The sequence below is a fragment of the Streptomyces sp. DSM 15324 genome, assembly GCF_001514285.1.
Lineage (GTDB): Bacteria > Actinomycetota > Actinomycetes > Streptomycetales > Streptomycetaceae > Streptomyces.
In genome coordinates this window covers 529,094-552,454 of sequence record NZ_KQ949023.1, presented here as the reverse complement: position 1 = coordinate 552,454, position 23,361 = coordinate 529,094, and the positions used below count along the sequence as shown (strand labels likewise).

Below are 23,361 nucleotides of genomic sequence, written 5' to 3'. Positions count from 1 at the left end.
CCCTGGACGCCGGGGCGGCTGGTGCGGCCCCGGTCGCCGTCGGGCGCCACGGCCCGGACCGACGATGCGGACAGCGCGAGCGTGAGCCCGAGCACTGTCGCGGCGAACGCCGGTCTGGGTATGCGGCGGTTCAATCAGCCCTCGGAGTCGCCGAAACGGTGCAGCTCGACCGGAATTCCGCGCCGCCGAGCCACGTCCACGATGCCTTCCACGGCCTCCGTCAGCGCGGTCGCGAGCCTCTGCAGTTCAGGGGCTCGCCGCTCCCTGTCCGGTGCGGCGTCCACCGCCCGCCAAGCGGACTGATACGCCTCCTCCAGCGGGCCGACCTTCTCGTCGAACTCGATGATGTCGTCCAGCCCGAAGGCCGGCTGACGGCGCTGTGCGGCCATGTCCAGCTGAGCGGTGACCGAGATGAGATCACCCAGCAGTTTCACATGGGCAGCTCCGATCTTCCGGCTCAGCAAAATTTCGGCCAGCGTGGCGTTCCAGTGCTCTTCTCCGTCCAGCATCTTTCTTCCCCATTCAGGATTCCCTCGCCATTCTGGCGAGTGTCACAGCTCCGGCCCTGCCCGCAGGTATGTCGACCCCGCCCGCTCGCAGAATGCCTACGCAATAGGTGACGCAGCTGTTGCTTCCCGTGCTGTACGGGCCGAGATCCGCATTGATGGACTTGAACTGGGCCTTGACGGCAGCTCGGGCGTCGGGAAGGCGGAACGTCAGCTGCTTCGTGTTCGGTCCCAGCTTCTCGGTGACGAACTGGGCGGTCGTGTCGGCCCCCGTGGGATCGACGCCCTCCTCCCCGAAGTGCACCTGCTCCGTTTCGAACGATCGGCCGTCGTCCAACTCCACCTTGATCGTGGCGTGCTTGATGTCGTCGTCCCAGTTGACGGTAGCCGTTCCGCAGTTGTGCACGAGCAGCGGGATCGCCCCCGCGTGCACGTAGTACGTGTGGACGTCCTCGACCGTGAGGTCGTGCGTGCGCTGGCGCCGGTCGAACGCACGGATCGCCGTGAGGGTGACCTGGGCGCCGTCGGCGGTGTGCAGGGTCATGCCCGGCTTCAGGTCGCCGGCCTCGATCCATGCCTGCTCGGAGTCCGACCAGAACGGGTGGGTCGTGGTGGAGACCAGGGTCTCGGGCTCCCCCGTCGGGGCCTTGACCGTCAGGTCGACGAAGTGCTTGTCGTCCTCGGTGACGATGGTGCCGACGACCTCGCGAACCTTCGTGACGCCCGTCTTCGGGTCGGTCACCACGACCTGGTCGCCGAGCTTCACCTGCTCGATCGGCTTGGTCATGCCACCCTTGAGCAGCACCTTCGTACCCGGCAGGAAGCTGTGCTTCCCCTCAGTCGGGCAGGAGCCGCCGATGTCGTCGTCGGCCCCCTTCTTCTTGCGGGCTGCGGCCGCCTTCTTCCTGGCCTCCGCCAGTTTGTCCGCGGCCTTGGCCAGACCGGCTCTCGCCTTGCCGACCGCCTTGTTGGCCTTCCACAGGTCCTTCGCGCCGCCGATCAGGTCGCCGACCAGGCCGGTGACCCGCTTGGCGAGCTTGATGCCCTTGGCCCACTTCCAGGGAGCGCCGTACTTGGCGAGGATCTTGCCCGCCAGACCGCCCGCGAAGCTGCCCGCGATGTTGAGCAGGGTCTCCCCACAGGCGCCGACGTCTCCGGTGGAGATGCAGTCCAGGGCCGCGTCCACACCCAGGATGTCCCGGGCGATCTTGACAAGGGCCTTGCCCGCGGACTTGATGCGCTGCTTCGCCGCGGACTGCTGCCCCTCGGCCGCCGACACGTTCCGGGAGGCGCTGTCGTAGTTCGACTGTGCCTTCTCCTCCTGAGTCTGATGGATGACCGGCAGACCACCCCGGCACTCGATCAGGCCCTCCCGGCACTCCGGGATGATCATGCCGCTGGGGTCGGCGTGCGTGACCGGCGAGTTGTTGGCGTACGCGTAGCCGTTGATCTGCTGCGGCTGCGTGTAGTCGATCACCGGGTCGACCGAGATGAACTTGCCGATCGCCGCGTCGTACTCACGCGCTCCCAGGTGGGTCAGGCCGGACTGGGCGTCGATGGTCCCGCCGACATAGCCCTTCTCGCCCGGCCAGACGCCGGTCTTCTCACCCCGTTCGACACCGAACGGGTCGAAGCGGCGCTGGCTGACCGCCCCGGTCGCCGAGTCGATCGCCACCTCGCCCGTACCGTGGTGGTCCGAGGCGACGAAGGACACCTTGCCCGCGGTACGCACTCCGATCACCTGGCCGGCGTACTCGTAGTAGCGGGTGGCTTCCTTCTTCGTGCCGTCGGCCGACAGCTTCAGCTCGGTGCCCGGCAGATAGACGGTGGTCCCGGTGGAGTCCTTGCGCAGAAGCCGGTTGTCGGAGCCGTCGTAGAGGTAACTGGTCTTCGAGCCGTTCGCCTCGGTGACCTCGCTCAGCCTGCCGGAGTCGCCCCAGACCAGCGACTGGGCGTTGCCGCCGATGGTCCGCTTGGTGGTGTTGCCGGAGTCGTCGTACTCGTACGTCGACTGCCGCTGGCCCGTCGGGGTCTGCTCGGTGATCTTGGTGACCTGGTGCGGTCCGTCACCGAGGGCGCCCGCGCCGCCGTACTCGTAGTCGCGGGTGATGTTGTTCGCCGCGTTCAGCCCGGTGTCGTGGACGGTCTCGTTGGTGCGGTTGCCGATGGCGTCGGTCTCGTACGACTTCCAGTACGGGGCGGGGCCGCCGAGCGGGCTCGCACCGGCGGCTGAGTCACAGGCCGTCGGGCCGGTGCCGTCCAACGGTGCCGTGGAGCCGCGGGTGCCGACGCCGGCTGCCGTGGTGGCGGTGGCCGCCGGGGTCCAGGCATCCTTCAGCCGCTGCCTGGTGTCGTAGGCGAAGCACTGCACGTCCGGCGAGGCGGAGTTCGCCGTGTCGGCGATCGACAGGACATTGCCGGCCTGGTCGTACGAGTACGTCGACTGCTTCACCGGCGCGGTGGCGCCGTAGACGTCGAGCGTCGAGCGGGTCAGCCGGTCGGTGCCCGTTTCGTAGCCGTAGGTCTGCCAGACCTTCTTGCCGCTGCCCGTGGACAGCTCCAGCTGCTGCAGCAGACTCTTGCCGGAGTAGACGGTGTTGGTCACGTACGACGTGGAGCCTGTCATCGTCTTCGGACGCTGAAGGTCGTCGTACGTGTAGGTCAGCGCCTCCGCCGGCAGGTCGCCGACGGCGGGCAGTCCGGTGCTCTGGAGCGTGCCGTCCCGGTTGTAGGAGGCGGTGTAGACATAGGTGCCGGCCAGGGAACCCTGCGAGGCGGGGACCTGGTAGGCGGTCTTCAGCGGACGGTAGAACTCGTCCATCGACTGGACGGCGGTGGCGAAGTACTCGGTCGACGAGACATAGCTGAGGAAGCCGTAGGCCTGGCCCAGCCAGCCCGCCTTGTCGTACTTGATCTCGCTCAGCTTGGTGCCGGTGTCGGCGTCGCCCTGCCAGGTGCTCAGGACACGGCCGATCTTGTCGTAGACGGTGGACACCTTCTTGTCCCGGCCGTCGTACGTGGCGATCGGCCGGTCCAGCTCGTCGTACTCGGTCCGGGAGGTGCCGGCGTCCGGGTCCACCGACGTCTTCTTGCGGCCGAGCTGGTCGTACTCGTACCGCCACACGTTGTTCTTGGCGTCGGTGACCGTCTCCAGCAGGCCCCTGTTGTTGTACGTGTACTTCGTCGCGTCGTACGCCACGCCGACACCCGGTGACGACCCGCGGTAGTGGCGGATCTCCGAGACGTTGCCCTGGCCGTCGGTGATCGTCGTGGTGGGCACACCGCCGACCGGCGGGTCTACGTGCGTCTGCTCGCCGTCGTACCGGGTCGTCGTGCGCCACTGCTCGACGCCCGACACCTGGAAGATCTGTGCCGTCGTGCGGCCCAGGCCGTCATACTCCAGCAGGCTCTGCGCGCCCACCTCACCGTTGTGCACGAGCAGCAGCTCGTCCGCGGCGGCGCCGGCGGCGTTGTACGTCGAGTTGGTCTTCTTGAGGTTGCCCGTACCGTCGTACCAGGTGTCCGCGACCATGCGGGTGCCGTCCGCGCCCTCCGTCTGGATCTGACGGGCTCGCAGCAGGCTGTCGTAGAGCTGGTACTCGGCGCCGTAGGAGCCGTCGTTCTCGATCTTCTCGGTCTTGATCGAGGTGACCTTGTCCTTGCGGACGTTGTACGAGTACTTGATGCTCGGCGTCTGGGACGAGGCCCGGTCCGGCAGCCACACGGACGTCAGGCGACCCATCGCGTCGTACGCGAGGTCCGTCCGCTTGCCGTTCGGGTCGGTCTGGCCCGACGACATGCCCCAGGCCGGGGCGTAGTCGGTGGTGGTGGCGTGACCGAGGGCGTTGGTGACCTTCGTCCTGGTCAGCAGGCCGTTGGTCTCGGTGTAGACGGTCTTCGTCTCGTCCGTCGTCCCGACCTGCTTGGCGTCCTGCTGGGTCAGCGGACGGCCGAAGTCGTCGTACGTCGTGGCGCCCGTGACCTGGTAGGTCGCCGTGGTGCCGTTGTGCGCCGTCAGACGCTCGGTCTTGGTCGCGTCGCCCTTGCTGGGCGCCGCGCCGAACGCGCCGCCGTCGTAGGAGGTGCGTTCGTCCGCGAGGACCTGGGTCTTGCGGTCGGGCGTCGTCGCGCACTTCACGGACACCGACTCACTGCGGGCCGGAAGCGAGAGGATGTTCTTCGCCGGGTTGTCCGCGTAGGTGGTGCGGGTGCAGCTGTCGTCCTTGGTGGTGGAGACATCGCCCTGGTCGTCGACCGTCAGGACGCGGCCGGTGCCGTTCGACGTGTCGTACGTCGTCGTGGACTTCGTCTCCAGCCAGGTGCCGTCGGACTTCAGGTTGAAGCCGCGGCCGACCTGGCTGCGGACGATCACCGCGCGGGTGGTGCCCCAGCTCCTGGTCTGGGTGGCGCTGTAGTGCTTCCAAGGGGTGCTGATCGACTTGGAGATGAGCTTGGCGCCGTCATAGGTGGCGACCTCCAGCTGGTGGCCGGTGAACTCCTCGTCGTCCGGGTACGACGCACCCGTGGAGTCCTTGACCGACACCGAACGGGTGGTGCCGTCGGCGTCCTTGTCCCCGTTCATGCCCTGAAGGAACGTGTAGTCGACCCGGGTCTTCTGGACGTCCGAGGTGCCGCTGGTGACCTTGACCTTGCCGTAGCCCTGCCAGCCGCCCCAGGTCAGGTACTTCTCGTCGGTGATGCCGTCCGGCTTCGCCTTACGCCAGGCCGCGTCGCCCTGGTAGTCGTAACGGGTCACCATCGAGTCGCTGCCGCCGGTGCGGTCGGTCTCGATGACCGCCGACACGACGTACTTGTGGAACCAGTCCGTGATCGGGTCGGTGTAGCCCGGCGGGGACCACTTCACCGGGTAGCAGCGCTTCGTCGACTCCCCCGGCTTCGGCAGAGCGGCCTTGGTGCAGTCGGCGGGGGCGTAGGTGACGTCGAGCTGGGCGCCCGTCTCGCTGAGAACCATGGAGAGGCGGAAGCGGTAGAAGGGGGCGATGTTGTCGCCCACCGCGTCGACCCGGTTCGCGAGCTGCTCACCGAAGAGGTCGACGGACGGCAGCTTGACGGCCGTGCCCGCCCGGCCCTCGTGCTCGATCTTCGACAGCCAGAGGGTCTTGGAGTCGTCGCCGTTGTCGGTGAAGAGGTGGGTCAGGGACCAGGCGTCCACGTCCTGGTAGGTCGTGGCGTCCTTGCGCATCTGTGTGACGACCGACGTCAGCCGCTTCGTCGTCCAGAAGGTCTGGCCGACCGTGCACTTGGTGCCCGACTTGCACTCCTGGTCGACCGGGACGTCCGGCCAGTGCGAGGCGTTCGCCTTGGTGCGCTTGGATTCCGCGCAGTCGAAGTCGGCGGTGGGCAGGCAGCGCTCGGCGGTGTTGAACACGATCCGCGCCGGCGCCTTCGCGGCGTAGACCTGGCCGTCGCGCTGGCCGTAGTCGATCCGCTTGAGCCAGCCGCCACGGTGGTACGCCGTGCCGTTGACGTCCGTCTTGCCGTTCAGCGCGTAGTAGTTCGTCTCACGCTCGTAGAAGTAGGACATCACGTTGCCGTGCGTGTCCTTGACGTAGTCCAGCGACCAGCGCCACGCCTGCTGGCAGTACGCGGACGTGAACGTCGCGTTGTAGCAGGGCTCACCCGAGTCGTCGCCGAACACCGGCGCCGTCCAGACCGAGTTGGTCTCCTCGTTGCCCGACGCCCAGCCCGGCAGCCGGTTCTTGCCGAAGTAGTACTCCGTGCCGTCCGAGGTGGTGATACGCCAGTACTCGCCGTCGTTGTCGCCGTTCGTGGCACCCGTCAGCTTCTCGATCTTCGCGCCGTCGTCGGACGACATGTGCCACTCGCCGGTGGTGTCGTCCTTGACCAGCTCACCGGAGCTGCCGTTGAGCATGACCGTGGCGTTCTCGAACGCCCAGCACTGCTCGGCCGAGCCGTCGTGGCCGTCCTCCGAGCAGGGCTTGTAGCGGCGCTCGATGTACCCCGGGTCGTAGGAGAAACCCTCACCGACCCACGAACCCTGGTTGTTCGTCGCCGCCGTACGGCCGTCCGCCGACTGCGAGGAATAACCGAGACCCACGGTCGGGGACAGACCACCGGGGGTCGGGACCGATCGGAAGGGGTAGTTCCAGTTGAAGGCGCCGGAAGAAGTGGCGACGCTCCAGCTCGCCGACGGGGCCAGTGCCGTGGCCTTGTAGGTGCCCTGCGCGCTCGACGGACCCGCCGCGACCGCGACCAGCGAGGTCGCTGTCGCCGCCATCGTCGAAACACCCTCGGCGGCGGCCGGAGCGGCGGTCACGTCCGCCGAGACCGTACCCGTCTTCACGTCGTTGACCGTCGGCAGCACCTTCGGCCGCTCGGGGCAGTCCTTGCTGCCGGGCACGGCCACGACGGCACACGCCGGAAGCTGGACCAGCTGAAGACGCGAGCCGTACGAGCCGCCGAAGCCCTCCGCGAACTCCGAATAGTCCACCGTCAGGCGGACCTTGCCCGCCTGCCGCTCTCCGTCCGCCCGCTCGACATCCAGCAGCACCTCGGCACCGAGCCGGTCGGCCCGCTTCGGGTCGAGGACCTCGACCCGGACGCTGTCCGCGGCCTGCGCCGCCTTGACCTTGGCCCTCGCCCTGCTGACCTTCACCGGCAGACCGCCGGCCTCCGCGGTGGCGCCCAGCCTCACCTCGGCGCCGCCCCGCTTCGGCCACACCGCCTTCTCCAGCCCCTTCACCGCCGCCTTGCGCGCGGGGTCCGAGGGGCGGGACTTCGCCTTGGCGTCCCGCCCCCGGGCGGGATCGCCGTCGTCCTGGACACCGGGGCGGCTGGTGCGGCCCTTGGCGTCCGTGGCGAGCGGCACGGCCTGGACCGTGGACGCGGAGAGCGCCAGGGCCAGGCTCAGCACCGTCGTGCCGAGAATGCGTCTGGGTATTCGTCGGCTCAAGGGCCGACTCTTCCAATACATCAATGATCTCCGTTTGTGGACAGGGAGTACCGGCCGCGGCGCAGGGCTCGCGCCGCGGCAGGAAGAGAGAAGAGGTCAGGGGATACGGAGCGGAGTTGCGCGAACAGGTCGGCGCGCCCGATGTCCCAGGAGCGGCCCGGGGTGCGGTGGTCGGCCCGTTTCGGGTCGACCACCTCGGCCCGGACGCTGTCCGCGGCCTGCGCCGCCTTGCATACGGCGGCTCACTGAGCGGCCACGGAAGAACATCTGTCACCTCTCTGATCGTCGGGCGTGTGAGGAAAGGGAGAGGGATGAAGGGTCGAGCGGGGCGTCGAAAAGCCGCCCCGGAAGGCGGAGTGACGGAGCATCACACGGACAGGGGCCCGGCTTGAGGGAACAAACCGAGCCCCGTCTCCCGTGATCCGCGTTACGCGACGAGCAGTTCCGCTGCGCGGCGGTAAGGGACGGCCTGTGCCTCGGCCAGCTCCCACAAAGCAGGCAGACCGCCCGTCCGGAGCCGGTCCTCCGCCTCCGCCTGGCAGGCCCGCTCGAAGTCGGCCAGCCGGGTGAAGGAGCCGATGCGGATCTCGGACGGCCAGGCGGCGGCCGCCTCAAGGGCCTGGCTCAGCCCTTGCACGGGGTCCACGGGCTGTTCCGTCCGGGCGACGATGATCGCGACGTCCGCGATCCGCGTCCCGGCCCGGAAGAAGGCCGCGCCCGGCAACTGCTCCCCGTACCTGGTGCCCAGCGACCAGTTGGCGACGAAGGCGTCGGCGAGCGCGGCGTCGTCACGCTCCCGCCCACCGACGAAGGCCCTGATGCTCCCGAGTCCCGCCTCGACCTTGTCGTAGCGGTCCGAAAGCCCGCCCAGGGCGGCGAGCACGCGCAGTGCTCCGCCCAGTCGCACGGCCGCGGCGCAGCAGAGCGCTTCACCGGCGGTGTCGAACGTCCCGTCCGCGGTCTTCTCCACGGTTGTCCTCCCTTCGCTTCTTCGCGGCCGTCAGAACTTGCTGAGCAGCCATCGCTCGATCTCGTCGGTCTTCATTCCCTTGGGCAGGTCCTGAGGGCCGATCCCACCGGCGCGCAACACGTCCGCGCAGTACGTGACGCAACTCCGCGTGTCGAGATCGTAGGGATCGAAGACATGTCCTTCGGTGGCGCGCTGGAACGCCTGCGCGTTCTTCGCGTTGGGCAGGGGAATCCTGATGGCGAAGGACAGGCTGGACACCTCCCCCTCGTAGAAGGCCCCCACGGCGTCCGTACCGGGCGTGCCCAGCTGCTCGCTGTGGAGGGACTCCCCGTTGTACTCGACCTTGACCGAGGCGTGCTTGGGGTTGGCACCGGCGTCCAGGTAGACCGTGGCCGATCCGGACGTGTCGGGGGCGTCGGAGGCGGTGGGGCAGTTGTGCACCAGCAGCGGTGTCACGTCCGCCAGCACGTAGAACGTGTGGATGCCCGTGATGGTCAGGTCGTGGGTGCGCTGGCGCTTGTCGAAGTGGCGGTTGGCCGTGAGTTCGACGGTGTCGCCGGAAGGGGTGCGCAGCTTCATACCGGGTTCGAGAGCGCCGGCCGGGATCCACGCCTGCTCGGACTCGACCCAGAAGGGGTGCGTGGTCGTGGCGACCAGCGTCTCCTCGCGACCGGAGTCCGGCTTCACCGTGAGGTCCGAGAACTGCTTGTCCGCCTCGGTGACGATGGTCCCCGCGACCTCGCGGACGGTGGTCTCCCCGGTCTCCGGATCGGTCACCACCACCTTGTCGCCGAGTTCGACGTCCTCGATCGGCTTGGTGGAGCCGTCGGCGAGAAGGACCTTGGTGCCGGGCAGGAAGCTGTGGCACTTCCCCTTCTGCAGCTTGCGCAGCGCGTCCGCGGCCTTCTTGCGGGCCATGGCCAGGCCGTCCTTGGCCTTGGCGAGTGCCTTGTTGGCCTTGAGCAGGTCCTTGACCCCGCCGATGAGATCACCGACGAGATTGACGACCCGCTTGGCGAGTTTGACTCCCTTCGCCCACTTCCAGGGCATGCCGTACTTCGCCATGATCTTGCCGGCGAGGCCGCCGGCGAAGCTGCCGGCGATGTTCAGCAGCGTTTCGCCGCAGGCGCCGACGTCACCCGTGGAGATACAGTCGAGCGCCGCGTCGACACCGAGGATGTCCCGGACGATCTTGACCAGCGCCTTGCCGGCGGAACCGATGCGCTGCTTGGCCGAAGACTGCTGCTTCTGGGCCTGGTTGACCTCGTTCTGCGCCTCGGTGACCTTCGCGCCTTCGGAGCCCGGCGCGCACAGCAGGTCGCAGCCGGACGTCCCACAGCCGAGCGCCCCGGGGAAGAGGCTGCACGTCGTCGAGGACAGCAGTCCGCTCGGGTCGGACAGTGTGACGGGGCTGTTGTCGGCGTAGGCGTAACCGTTGATCTGCTGCGGCTGCGTGTAGTCGATGACCGGGTCGATCGAGATGAACTTGCCGATCGCCGGGTCGTACTCCCGGGCGCCCAGGTGGGTCAGGCCGGTGGAGGTGTCGGTGGTGCCGCCGACATAGCCCTTCTCGCCGGGCCAGGTGCCGGTGGCCGTGCCGCGCTGGACGCCGTACGGGTCGAAGCGGCGCTGGGAGACCGCGCCCGTCGCCGCCTCGACGGCGAGCTCGCCCGTGCCGTGGTGGTCGGCCGCGAGGAACGACAGCCTGCCGTCGTCGGTGCGGACCGCGACGGTCTGGCCGGCGTACGAGTAGTACCGGGTCGCCGACTTCTTGGTGCCGTCCGCGGAGAGCTTCAGCTCCATGCCGGGCAGGTAGACCGTGGTGCCCGAGGTGTCCTTGCGCTGGATCCGGCTGCCGGAGGCGTCGTACAGGTACGTCGTCTCGGAGCCGTTCGCCTCCTTCACCTTGGTGAGCCGGCCCGCGTCGTCCCAATCGAGCGACTGGGCGTCTCCGCCGATCGTCCGCTTGGTGGTGGCGCCCGCGTCGTTGAACTCGTACGCGTACTGCCTGGTGCCGGTCGGGGTCTTCTCGGTGACCTTGGTCAACTGGTGCGGACCGTCGCCGAGGGCGCCCGCGCCGCCGTACTCGTAGCTGCGCGTGATGTTCTTGGACGCGTTCAGCCCGGTGTCGTGGATGGTCTCCGTCTTCCGGTTGCCGATGGCGTCCGTCTCGTACGACTTCCAGTACGCGGCGGGGCCGCCCAGCGCGCTCGTGCCCGGGGCAGCGGTGCAGGCACTCGGGCGGGAGCCCTCGACGGGCGCCGCCGAGCCGACGGTGCCGGAGCCGGCCGCGTTCGCCACCGAGGCCGCGGGCGTCCACGCCTCGGCCAGCCGCTGCTGGCTGTCGTAGGCGAAGCACTGCACGTCCGGCGACGAGGTGTTCGCGGTGTCCGCGATCGACAGGACGTTGCCGGCCTGGTCGTAGGAGTAGGACGACTGCTTGGCCGGGGCCGTCGCGCCGTAGACGTCGACGGTGGACCGGGTGAGGCGGTCGGTGCCCGTCTCGTGGTCGAAGGTCTGCCACACCTTCTTGCCCGAGCCGGTGTACAGCTCCAGCTGCTGCAGCAGGCTGTTCTTCGAGTAGACGGTGTTGGTGACGTACGAGGTCGTGCCCGTCATCGTGGTCGGGCGCTGGAGCGCGTCGTACCCGTAGGTCATGGCCTCGGCGGACAGGCCGCCGGCTGCGGGCAGACCCGCCGACTGGAGGGTGCCGTCGCGGTTGTAGGTCGACGTGAAGACATAGGTGCCGGCCAGGGAGCCCTGCGACGCGGGCACCGAGTACGCCGTCTTCAGCGGCTGGTAGAACTCGTCCATCGACTGCACGACCGACGCGAAGTACTCGGTCGGGGAGACATAGCTGAGCTGGGCGTACGGCTGGCCCAGCCAGCCGGCCTTGTCGTAGCGGGTCTCGGTCAGCTTCGTCCCGGTGTCGACGTCACCGGTCCAGGTGCTGGTGACCCGGCCGAGCGCGTCGTAGGCCGTGGACGTCTTCTTGTCGCGCCCGTCCCAGGCCGCTACGGGCCGGTCCAGTTCGTCGTACTCGGTGCGGGAGGTTCCGGCGTCCGGGTCGACCGACGTCTTCTTGCGGCCCAGCTGGTCGTACGTGTACCGCCACACATTGCCCTGGGCGTCGGTGACCGTCTCCAGCTTGCCGGCCCGCGTGTAGGTGTACTTCGTCGAGTCGTACGCCGTCAGCGGGGCGGGCGAGGCCCCCTTGTAGTGCCGGACCTCCGTGGTGTTGCCCTCGGCGTCCGAGACGGTCGTGGTGGGCACACCGCCGACCGGCGGGTCGACGTGCGTGAGCTCACCGTCGTACGTGGTCGTGGTGCGCCACTGCTCGACGCCGGACACCGCGAAGATGTCGGCCGTGGGGCGGCCGAGGGCGTCGTACTCCACCCGGGTCTGCGCGCCGACCTCGCCGTTGTGCACGAGCAGCAGCTCGTCCGAGGCGGCGCCGACCGCGTTGTAGGTGTTGTTGGTCTGCTTGATCTTGCCCGCGCCGTCGTAGAACGAGTCCGCGACCATACGGGTGCCGTCCGGACCCTCGGTCTGGATCTGGCGGGGACGCAGCAGGCTGTCGTAGAGCTGGTACTCGGCGCCGTAGGACCCGTCGTTCTCGATCTTCTCGGTCTTGATCGAGGTGACCTTGTCCTTGCGGACGTTGTACACGTACTTGATGCTCGGCGTCTGCGACGCCGCGCGGTCCGGCAGCCAGACCGAGGTCAGCCGGCCGAGACTGTCGTAGGCGAGGTCCGTCCGCCTGCCGTTCGGGTCGGTCTGCCCCCTGGACAGGCCCCACGCGGAGGCGTAGTCGGTGGTCGTGATGTGGCCGAGGGCGTTCGTCAGCTTGGTCTGGGTGAGCAGACCGTTCGTCTCGACGTAGTCCGTCCGCGTCGGGTTCTGCTTGGCGTCCTTCTGTATCTTCGGACGCCCGAAGTCGTCGTACGTGGTGGTGCCCGTCACCTGGTACGTGGCCGTGGTGCCGTTGTGGGCCGTCAGGCGCTCGGTCTTCGTCGCGTCGCCCTTGGTGGGCGCCGCGCCGAAGGCGAGGTCGTCGTAGGAGGTGCGTTCGTCCGCGAGGACCTGGGTCCTGCGGTCGGGCGCCGTCGCGCACTTCACCGACACGGACTCGCTGCGCGAGGGCAGCGAGAGGATGTTCTTCGCGGTGTTGTCCGCGTACCAGAGGCGGGTGCAGGTGTCGTCGTCGCTCTTCGAGACGTCGGCCTGGTCGTCGACCTCGGTCGCCCGGCCGGTGCCGAGGTCCGTCTCGTACTTCGTGGTCGACTTGGTCTGCCGCCACGTGCCGTTGGACAGCAGGCTGTACCCGCGTTCCGTGTCCGCCTTGACGATGGCCGCCCGCGTGGTGCCCCAGCTCCTGGTCTGGGTCGCGGTCGTGTGCTTCCACGGCTCGCTGATCGCCTTGGAGATCAGCTTGCCGCCGTCGTAGGTCGCGACCTCCAGCTCGTGTCCGGTGAACTCCTCGGAGTCGGTGTAGGAGACTCCCGTGGAGTCCGTCACCGAGACCGAGCGCGTGCCCCCGTCCGGCTTCGCGTCGCCGTTCATGCCCTGGAGGTACGTGTAGTCGACCCGGGTCTTCTGCTCGTCGGCGCTGCCGGAGGTCACGGTGACCTTGCCGTAGCCCTGCCAGCCGCCCCAGGTGAGGTACTTCTCGTCGGTGATGCCGTCCGGCTTCGCCTTACGCCAGGCCGCGTCGCCCTGGTAGCTGTAGCGGGTGACGAGCTGGTCGCTGCCGCCGGTGCGGTCGGTCTCGATGACCGCCGACACGACGTACTTGTGGAACCAGTCCGTGATCGGGTCGGTGTAGCCCGGCGGGGACCACTTCACCGGGTAGCAGCGCTTCGTCGACTCCCCCGGCTTCGGCAGAGCGGCCTTGGTGCACTCGGCGGGGGCGTAGGTGACGTCGAGCTGGGCGCCCGTCTCGCTGAGAACCATGGAGAGGCGGAAGCGGTAGAAGGGGGCGATGTTGTCGCCCACCGCGTCGACCCGGTTGGCGAGCTGCTCACCGAACAGCTCCACCGACGGCAGCTTGACGGCCGTGCCCGCCCGGCCCTCGTGCTCGATCTTCGACAGCCAGAGGGTCTTGGAATCGTCGCCGTTGTCGGTGAACAGATGCGTGAAGGTCCAGGCGTCCACGTCGTCGTAGGTCGTGGCGTCCTTGCGCATCTGCGTGACGACCGACGTCAGCCGCTTCGTCGTCCAGAAGGTCTGGCCGACCGTGCACTTGGTGCCCGACTTGCACTCCTGGTCGACCGGGACGTCCGGCCAGTGCGAGGCGTTCGCCTTGGTGCGCTTGGATTCCGCGCAGTCGAAGTCGGCGGTGGGCAGGCAGCGTTCGGCGGTGTTGAACACGATCCGCGCCGGGGCCTTCGCGGCGTAGACCTGGCCGTCGCGCTGGCCGTAGTCGATCCGCTTGAGCCAGCCGCCACGGTGGTACGCCGTGCCGTTGACGTCCGTCTTGCCGTTCAGCGCGTAGTAGTTCGTCTCACGCTCGTAGAAGTAGGACATCACGTTGCCGTGCGTGTCCTTGACGTAGTCCAGCGACCAGCGCCACGCCTGCTGGCAGTACGCGGACGTGAACGTCGCGTTGTAGCAGGGCTCACCGGAGTCGTCGCCGAACACCGGCGCCGTCCAGACCGAGTTGGTCTCCTCGTTGCCCGACGCCCAGCCCGGCAGCCGGTTCTTGCCGAAGTAGTACTCCGTGCCGTCCGAGGTGGTGATACGCCAGTACTCACCGTCGTTGTCGCCGTTGATGCCGTCGGTCAGCTTCTCGACCTTCGAGCCGTCGTCCGACGACATGTGCCACTTGCCGGTGGTGTCGTCCTTGACCAGCTCACCGGAGCTGCCGTTGAGCATGACCGTGGCGTTCTCGAACGCCCAGCACTGCTCGCCGGAGCCGTCATGGCCGTCCTCGGAACAGGGCTTGTAGCGGCGCTCGATGTACCCCGGGTCGTAGGAGAAGCCCTCACCGACCCACGAACCCTGGTTGTTCGTCGCCGCGGTACGGCCGTCCGCCGACTGCGACGAGTAGCCGAGACCCACGGTCGGGCTCAGACCGCCCGGGGTCGGCACCGAACGGAAGGGGTAGTTCCAGGAGAAGCCACCGGAGGAGTTCGAGACCGTCCAGCTGGCGGAGGGGGCCAGCGCCGTGGCCTTGTAGGTGCCCTGCGCGCTCGACGGACCCGCCGCGACCGCGACCAGCGAGGTCGCTGTCGCCGCCATCGTCGAGACGCCCCCGGCGGCGGCCGGAGCGGCGGTCACGTCCGCCGAGACCGTACCCGCCCTGACATCGTTGACCGTCGGCAGCACCTTCGGCCGCTCCGGGCACTCCTTGCTACCCGGCGTGCCAAGAGCGGCACACGCGGGAAGCTGGACCAGCCGAAGCCGCGAGCCGTACGAGCCGCCGAAGCCCTCCGCGAACTGCGAGTAGTCCACCGTGAGGCGGACCTTGCCCGCTCGCGCGGCACCGTCCGCCCGCTCCACACCCAGCAGCACATCGGCACCGAGCCGGGCGGCCCGCTTCGGATCGAGGACGTCGACCCGGACCTTACCGGCCGCCTGTGCCGCCTTGACCGCGGCCTTCGCCCTGGTGACCCCGACCGGCAGACCGCCGGCCTCCGCGGTGGCGCCGACCTTCAGCTCGGCGCCACCGCGCTTGGGCCACGCAGCCTTCTCCAGGCCCTTGACCGCCGCCTTGCGCGCCGGGTCGGAGGGACGGGGCTTCGCTTTCGCATCGGATCCCTCGGCGGGATCACCGTCGTCCTGGACACCGGGGCGGCTGGTACGGCCCCGGTCGCCGTCGAGCGCCGCCGCCTGGACCGACGACGCGGACAGCGCGAGGGAGAGCCCCAGCACTGTGGCGACGACCGTCTGTCGAGGCATGCGGCGGCTCAGGGAGCGGCCACGGAAGAACATTCGACAACTTCCTGATCGTAGGGAGACGTCATGAAGGTGCACGGGGGCGGGGGCAGAGGGCGGGGTCGGAGGCAGGACCAGGTGTGCCGGGCCCTGTACGGACCCGGCACACACCACAAGTGACGCTCGGTCACATATCGGGGAGGGCCGTCAGCGCGGCCATCTGCTGCACCGCGATCTGGTCGGCCGCACCGCTGTAGACACGGACCTCGTCGATCGCGCCGGCGAAGTACTCGCTCGCCCCGCGCAGCGAACGACCCACCTGGAGGCCGCCGGTGGCGGACCACAGGGTGTTGTTGGTGCCGTAGGCACCGGCCACGAGCTGGCCCTCGACGTAGAGGCGGATCGAGTTGGCGAAGGCGTCGTAGACGACCGCCAGGTGCTGGCCGGAGCCGCCGGTGTCGGGCAGCTCCTGGTCGTCGGTGAAGGTGACGACCTCGGGGGAGGCCGCGTCGGTCTTGGCGACGACCAGCTCCCACTGCTGCGTGGTCGCCTGGTAGCGGACCTGAAGGCGGTTGGCGCTGGCGCCCGGCAGGGACAGCACCGTCTGCGACTTCGCCGGGTCCAGCGAGGTGAGCTGGGCGCGGGCGGTGACGGTGAAGCTGCTGTTGCCGGTGACCGGGGCGGTGGCGGTGGACGCGTAGTCCCCGTCGCCGTCCAGGACCAGGTTGCCGTCGCCGACCAGGGCGGCCGTGTCGAACAGCGGGTCGGCCGGGCGGTAGATCGAGGCGTTGCCCGCGAGGGTCAGCGGCTGGCCGCCACCGGTCTCGGCGGAGGCACCGCCGGTGGCGGTGTCGAGCTGCCAGTAGGCCTTGCGCTGCGGCTTGACGGTCATCAGCTCGGCGACCTGGGCCGCCGGCAGGACCCGGTCGAAGACGCGGACCTCGGCGAGGTCACCGGTGAAGTTGTCGCGGTAGCCGCTCTTGGCCGTGGCGCGGCCGATCTGCAGCGGTCCGTACGACTTCCAGGTGGAGCGCCGGGTGGCCGAGCCCTTGAGGTCCTTGTTGATGTAGAGCTGGAGCTCGGGGCCGGTGCTCTTCTGGGCGTCGTAGACGCCGGTCAGCAGCACCCACTGGTCCTTGACCGGGGTGACTCCGGTGGAGACGGCCTTCCACTCGCCGAGCGAGTCCACGTCGTCGACCGGGACGGCGAACTTCCAGGTCTGCGCGGAGGCGTCGTAGCCGAAGGTGAACCCGGGCTCACCGGTGCCGTCCTGGCTGATCACCGTCATGTCCTTGTCCAGGGCGGTGGGCCGCACCCAGGCGCTGACGGAGAAGCTCCTGGCGGTGTCGAGGACGGTCTCGCTGGCGTCGAGGTAGGACTCGGTGGTGCCGTCGAAGTGCGCTGCCTTGTCGACCTTGCCGCCGGGGCCCTCGGCGCCGAAGGAGACGGCGGTACCCGCGGTCGCCGAGAACTCGCCGCTCTCGTCGTGGGCCTCGGTGTCGCCCGCCTGGTCGGCGAGGTTCCACTGGGCCACGACCGGGGTTCCCTCGCTGACCAGGAACTCGTAGTGGGCCTTGGTGCTGGGGTTCTCCGCCTTGTCGACGGCGATCACGTCGACCCAGTGCCGCCCGGCCCGGGTCGGCATCCACTGCACGGAGACGGAGCCGCCCGCCGCGGACGGGGTGGCGACGGTCGCCGGGCTCGCGGTGCTGTCGAACGCGTAGCGGTACTTGACGACGTCCGTGTCGGGGATGGAGTCGTTCGGGTTGGGCGCGAAGGTGAAGGTGCCGTAGGTGCCCACGCCGTCGTGGTAGACGGTGTCGGAGGGGTACTGCTTGGACAGCACGTTCGGCTTGCCGGGCAGCGTCTTGTCGTAGATGAACTCGCAGCGCTGGGCGGGATCGCCGTCGTAGCTCCACGGGCCGTAGCCGTCACCGTCGGTGGCGCGTGCGCTCCAGTAGATGACGGTGTTCTGCGGGATGGACGACTTGACCGTGTGTGTGAACCTGGTGCCGGTGGTCGGGGAGAGCCAGTCCGGCGTCAGGTAGGTGTAGGACTTGGCCGCCTTGGTGGTGGGGTCGGTCCACTCCACCTTGAACTCGACCTTGACCTTGTCGGTCTGGCCGTTGCCGTGGTCGGGGTCGCTCGCGATGGCCTGGAGCTTCGGCGGGACCTCGGTGTACTCGCGGCTGCCGCCCCACTTGCACAGACCGCCCGGGTCGGTGGTCATGTCGGACGTCTTGATCTGCCGCGGCAGGTTGTTGTACTTGACCGACAGGTAGGCGTTGCCGCAGATCCGCTTCCACTCGGCGAAGCGGGACTCGTCGGCGGCCCGCAGACCCAGCGTCATCGAGTTCCAGCCGTCGGCGGCCGCCGTCTTGATCTCGCTGGTCAGCTCGGGGTTGGTCTTCTCGCTGCTCTCGAAGTTCAGGTTGGCCTGGCTGGAGCAGGAGGTCGGCGAGATCGCCTTGTCGACCGTCGCGATGTGGTCGTCCCAGTCGTCCGAGGTGTTGGACCAGTTGCTGGAGGACGAGAGGGAGTAGTTCTTGCCGCCGATGCGGTAGAGCCGGATGGGCTCCGCGGTCGGGCTGGCACTGTAGATGTGCTCGACCCGGGCGGAGAAGGTCGCGCCCAGGATCTGCTTCCCCTTGTAGAAGGAGAGCGGCATCGTGAACATCACGCGGCGGACGCCCACGCCGTTGCAGGAGACCGGGTTGTAGTCGGTCGGGCACTTGCCGGCGCCCGCGCTGCCGGAGTATTTCCAGTCCTGCTCGGTGGGCATCCCGGACATGACGCCGGTCCAGGAGGTGCGCGAGGTGGTGCGCGAGATCGGGTCGATGACGACCGGGAAGACGGTGTCCGCGCCCTGGAGGAGCTTCTGGTCGGGGACCAGGCTCAGCCTGCCCTTGCCGACCTCGACGCCCAGCGGGGCGACCCGGCCGCCGCCGCCCGGTCCCTCCATGGCGGGTTCGACGGCCGCCCCGGGGCCCGGGCCGGCCGCGGGGGTGGCGGCGGTCGCGTCCGTGCCCGCGGCGGCGGACTTCAGCGCCCTCGCCACGGCCTGGGGACCCTGCTTCCGGGTGGAAGCCTCCTTCACGGCGGCCGAGTCCCACATCGATGGCTTGCCCGCCTGGAAGACGGTTCCGCCGACGGCGGCGTCCTGGGCGAGGATCGCCCCGGTGGTGTCCTCCGACACCTTGAGGCCGTCGGTGGTCATCCCGAGGTCGATGTGGGCCAGTCGCGGATCGTCCGCGGCCTCGGGTGTCTTGACGACCAGCAGGTGGCCGAAGCCGTCGGCCTCGGCCCGCACGGTCAGGTCGACGCCGGGCAGGGCCTCGGCGTAGGTGGCGGTGTCCCCCTCCACCCGGGGCGCCGGCAGCCTGCCGTAGGGCCAGGTCAGGGCGAACTCACGGCCCGCCCTGCGCATCGTCACGAACGGCTTGTCCGCCTGGCCGGTGGAGAAGGCGAGGTCGACGGTGGCGGCCTTGGGCCCCCAGGTGCCGTCGGCCCGCTTCACCAGCGTCGCGTCGACCGGGACCCAGGTACCGTTCTTGACCGTGCGCACCGGCTCGGTGTACTCGCGGGCGGTGAAGGTGCCGTCGGGCTCGGCGAAGATCTCCCGGCGCTCGGTGCGCGCGCCGACGACCTCGGTCTTCTTGCCGCTCTCCTTGGCCACGGCCATGGCCTGCTGTTCGGTCACCGTCGGCTGGTCGGCGGCGATGGGCGTCTGGTTCCGGCCCGGGTCACCGTCCGGCAGGACCGCCAGGGTGCCGGCCGTCATCGCGCCGGCGACGGCGGCCGCGACGGCGACGCGCCTGAGCACGCCACGCCGTATCGGTCTCTGTCTGTCTGCGGACACGCGTCCACTCTCCCGTTGCTTCATGTCTGTCTCGGGTCCGGTCGTCGGACGGTCGCGCCGAAGGCGACGCCACCTGCGCACATGCCGCCCTCACCGGGCTTCTACGTCATCTGGGGGGAGGGCCTGGATGCCGTACCGACCATGTCGGCGGTGGTGTCGACGGCGGTGTGCCGCCGGCCGGAGAAGTCGCCGGTTCCGGCCTCCCCCTCGGCCCCGTCGATGTTCCGGTCGGTCCGGTGGGGCCCACGTCGGCGGTGGCGCCGAGACCCCTCACCGGGGACACCCGCGGCCGGTGGGGCACGGTGCCCGACGGCGGCTGGGCCGTCCGGGCACCGTGTCCTGAGGCCGCGTCAGCGGACGGTCGCCCCGAAGGCCACGTCGCCCGCCGGGATGCCGCCCTCACCGGGCTTGACCGTCGTCGTCGGCGCCCCGCCGGAGGTCACGTTCCACGGGAAGCCGTAGACCGCGTGGCCGTCGGCCGGACCGTAGGGCACGCCCACGTAGAGCAGGGAAGGCGTGGCGGCCAGGGACAGGCCGGTGAGCATGCGCGGTGCGGGCGTGGAGGGCACGCCGTAACCGGGGTCGAGCCACTGGTCGGAGGCGCCGGGCGCGCCGACCAGCGGGACGATCTGCACACCGCCCTTGTCCGCGTACTCCTCGGAGGACTCCTCGCCGGGCACACCGATGGCGACCTTGGTGGTCGTGGCCGTGGAGGTGGCGTTCGGGGAGGTGTTGACGGCGGTGAGGCGCTTGCCGAACAGGTCGCCGGCCTCGGCCACCTCCTCCACGTTCTCCGTGTTCTGGTCGATCCAGGCCAGCTGGCTGAAGGCGCCGCTCGCGGTGAGCCGGAAGACCTGGACGGCCCCGGCGTCGACGGTGGTCGACAGGTCCTCGCCGGGGACGCCCACCACGAGCAGCGACTCGGTGGTGGAGGTGGCGCCCGAAGGCCGGTACGGGACCATGGCGAGCGCGGCGCCGAACTGGTCGCCGGCCTCCTCGGCTCCGCTGATCTCGTCCTGGTCCTGGCCCAGACCGCCCAGCGGCTTGGGGGAGTTGGAGGTCAGCGTGTGGCTGAAGTAGCCGACGCCACCGGCGAAGGCCACGGTGCCCAGTGCCTCGCCCGGTGCGCCGACGGCGAAGTGGGTCGGGGTGGCGGCGAGAGTGGCGCCGAACCGGTCGTCCTGTTCGGCGGTGCCGGACACGGGCCCTGCGGTCTCGGTGTTCTGGTTGACGCCGGCGACGGTCTGGGCGGTGCCGCTGACGTAGTAGAAGGCACCCGCGTCCTCGACCGTGCCGATCGACTCGCCGGGGCTGCCGATCAGCAGGTAGGGCGTGCCGGCCGCGGTCTTCCCGGCCGCGACGGCGTAACCGACCCAGTCCTCCGCCTCCGCGGCGCCGCCGAGCGGCTTGTCGGTGCCCTGGAGGAACTCCTTGGCGGCGGTGCCACTGCCCAGCCCGGTCGTGGCGCCGTAGATCACCTGGACGAGTCCGGCGTCGGGCACGGTGCCGAGGTCCTCGTACGGGGCGCCGACCACCAGGTCGCTGCATCCGTCAAGATTGGCGTCGTAGACGGCCAGCGCGTAGCCGTACTGGTCGCCGCGCTCGGGGGCGCCCGGGATGTTGTCCGGGGCCTGGGAGATGGTCACGCTGCCCTTGCCGCCGCCGTACACGACGTGGACGGCACCGGCCTTGGCCACGCCGTCGACGGTCGCCTCGGGATCGGCGATTGCCATGTCCCTGACACCGTCACCGTTGAAGTCGGACTCGACGCCTGACGGACATGCGACCGCGGCCGCGGCGGGAACACCGCCGGTCCCGACGCCCCATGCCAGTAAGGTCCCTGCCACAGCGGTGGCGGCAGCACGCCGCCACACTTTCCCCACCCTTGACACAAGCACCCCGTGGATAAAGAGAACCTAAAGAACGTCAAGGGATCATCCCTTTGCGTGAAGTGCACATGCAATACCCCCCGAGTCCCCCGGAACATGACAAGAATCACAGGCGACGCATACGCAACCTCAAGGTGCACCCGGGCATCCGCGCGAGCAAGGGACCCTCTTCCCGGCCAAGCCGGCCGGGACTTCCGGATGGTCACCGCTCGAGCTCGACGCCGAACGAACGTGATATCGGTCACAAAGATCCCGTACGTCGCTGTCGAGGCCGGTACCGGGACGCCTCCCCTCCCCGCTCGCCACGGCCCGTTCGCCTCCGGCCCGTATGCTGCGCATTACCCCGAACCCCGAACCCGGATACCGGAAGGCGACGAAGTGAACTACAGGGTCCAGCCCAGTGCGCAGGTAGACGAGAGCGCCGAGATCGGGGCCGGCAGCAGCGTCTGGGACCTCGCACAGATCCGCGAGGGCGCCCGGCTCGGCGAAGGCTGTGTGATCGGCCGGGGCGCGTACGTCGGATCGGGCGTGCGCATGGGCGACAACTGCAAGCTCCAGAACTACGCCCTCGTCTACGAGCCCGCCGAGCTGGGCAGCGGCGTCTTCATCGGGCCGGCCGTGGTCCTCACCAACGACCACAACCCCCGTTCCGTGGACCCCGACGGCAAGCAGAAGCGCGGCGGCGACTGGGAGGCCGTCGGCGTGAAGATCCTCGACGGCGCCTCGATCGGCGCGCGCTCGGTCTGCGTGGCGCCGCTCACCATCGGCAGGTGGGCCATGGTGGCCGCGGGCGCCGTCGTCACCAAGGACGTGCCCGACTTCGCCCTGGTCGTCGGTGTCCCCGCCCGCCGCATCGGCTGGGTCGGCCGGGCGGGAGTACGACTGGTCGAACAGGCGGACGAGCCGGGCGTCTGGGAGTGCCCGCGGACCGGCTCCCTGCACGACGAGAAGGACGGCACGCTGGTCGAGCGCGGTGTCTGACGGCCACCCGGTCCGCCCCGACTCCCATCACGATGCGGACACGATGCGCCGCTCCGGGCGCAACCTGCCACGGATCTGACGCGTCCAAAGGTTTGCCAGCCATTTCCCTGCCCGAAACCGTTCCAGCAAACCCAGCAGACCCCAGAAGAAGAGTTGCTCTGTGAAAGTAATCAGCATCGTCGGTGCCCGCCCCCAACTGGTGAAGCTGGCCCCCATCGCGGCCGCCTTCGCCGAGACCGACCATGAGCACGTCATCGTGCACACGGGGCAGCACTATGACGCCGATCTCTCCGACGTCTTCTTCTCCGGCCTGGGCATCCCCGACCCCGATGTCCACCTTGGCGTTGGTTCCGGCAGCCACGGCGTACAGACCGGCGCCGTGCTCTCCGCGCTCGACCCGGTACTCGAGCGCGAGCAGCCGGACTGGGTGCTCGTCTACGGCGACACCAACTCGACCATCGCCGGGGCGCTGTCCGCCGTGAAGATGCACCTGCCGGTCGCCCACCTGGAAGCGGGCCTGCGCTCCTTCAACCGGCGCATGCCCGAGGAGCACAACCGCGTCCTCACCGACCACTGCGCCGACCTGCTGCTGGCCCCGACCGAGGAGGCCGTGCGCCACCTGGCCAACGAGGGCCTCGCCGACCGCACCCGACTGGCCGGCGATGTGATGGTCGACATCTGCCTGCGCATCCGCGACCAGGTGCGGGCTGGCGCCTTCCCGGCTCCCGAGCTCCCCGAGGGCATCGACCCGGCGCAGCCGTTCCTGCTGGCGACCCTGCACCGCCCGGACAACACCGACGATCCCGAGCGGCTCGCCGCGATCGTCGGCTCGCTGGCCAAGCTGCCGGTGCCGGTGGCGCTCGCCGCCCACCCGCGTCTGGTCGCCCGTGCCGAGGAGCACGGCATCGACCTGGCGCAGGGCAACCTCCACGTCGGCCGCCCGCTGCCCTACGCGAGCCTGGTCGCCGCCGTCCTCGCCTCCGTCGGCGTGGTCACCGACTCGGGTGGCCTGCAGAAGGAGGCGTTCCTGCTGGAGCGCATCTGCACCACCATCCGTCCGGAGACCGAATGGGTGGAGACCGTCAACACGGGCTGGAACGTCCTCGTTCCCGACCCCCACAGCCTGTCGCCGCAGGAGTGGTCCGAAACCGTGACGCGTCCCGTTCCGACGAACGACCCGGGCACCCCGTACGGCGACGGCACCGCGGCACGCAACGTCATCCGTCTCATGGAAGAAGCGAAGGGAGGCAGCCGGCGCGGCTGATGCGGACCCGTGGGGCGGCCGAAGCACACCGTCGGTCACATGCGTCCCACAGCCCGCGCACATCAGCGTGCTAGCGTCAATC

General features: G+C 69.4%; 8 protein-coding genes. 2 read left to right on the top strand and 6 right to left on the bottom strand.

The window, feature by feature from the left end; genetic code table 11:
- Positions 1-134 precede the first annotated feature (134 nt).
- From AQJ58_RS02325 to AQJ58_RS02300, 6 genes are all read right to left on the bottom strand, one after another.
- Entirely contained in the window at positions 135-509 is a 375-nt protein-coding gene (locus AQJ58_RS02325) for a hypothetical protein (RefSeq protein ID WP_067244278.1), read from the bottom strand.
- Between the two features lie 13 nt (positions 510-522).
- The gene (locus AQJ58_RS02320) at positions 523-7,440 is read right to left on the bottom strand and encodes a polymorphic toxin-type HINT domain-containing protein (protein WP_234359934.1); all 6,918 of its coding nucleotides are present in this window, start codon (positions 7,438-7,440) and stop codon (positions 523-525) included.
- Between the two features lie 427 nt (positions 7,441-7,867).
- Positions 7,868-8,410, bottom strand: coding sequence for a hypothetical protein (locus tag AQJ58_RS02315; RefSeq protein WP_067244276.1), 543 nt, complete (start codon positions 8,408-8,410; stop codon positions 7,868-7,870).
- A gap of 30 nt (positions 8,411-8,440) precedes the next feature.
- Positions 8,441-15,310: an RHS repeat-associated core domain-containing protein gene (locus AQJ58_RS02310; protein WP_079078718.1), complete on the bottom strand. Its 6,870-nt coding sequence runs from the start codon at positions 15,308-15,310 to the stop codon at positions 8,441-8,443.
- 163 nt (positions 15,311-15,473) lie between these two features.
- Positions 15,474-19,109, bottom strand: coding sequence for a LamG domain-containing protein (locus AQJ58_RS02305; protein WP_067244274.1), 3,636 nt, complete (start codon positions 19,107-19,109; stop codon positions 15,474-15,476).
- A gap of 386 nt (positions 19,110-19,495) precedes the next feature.
- Positions 19,496-20,878, bottom strand: a complete 1,383-nt coding sequence (locus tag AQJ58_RS02300) for an FG-GAP repeat protein (RefSeq protein ID WP_079078650.1) — start codon at positions 20,876-20,878, stop codon at positions 19,496-19,498.
- 534 nt (positions 20,879-21,412) lie between these two features.
- Between AQJ58_RS02300 and AQJ58_RS02295 the strand changes: the two genes are divergently transcribed.
- Positions 21,413-22,015, top strand: coding sequence for an acyltransferase (locus tag AQJ58_RS02295; protein ID WP_067244271.1), 603 nt, complete (start codon positions 21,413-21,415; stop codon positions 22,013-22,015).
- A gap of 160 nt (positions 22,016-22,175) precedes the next feature.
- Positions 22,176-23,279, top strand: coding sequence for a non-hydrolyzing UDP-N-acetylglucosamine 2-epimerase (gene wecB, locus AQJ58_RS02290; RefSeq protein WP_067244269.1), 1,104 nt, complete (start codon positions 22,176-22,178; stop codon positions 23,277-23,279).
- Positions 23,280-23,361: the final 82 nt, after the last annotated feature.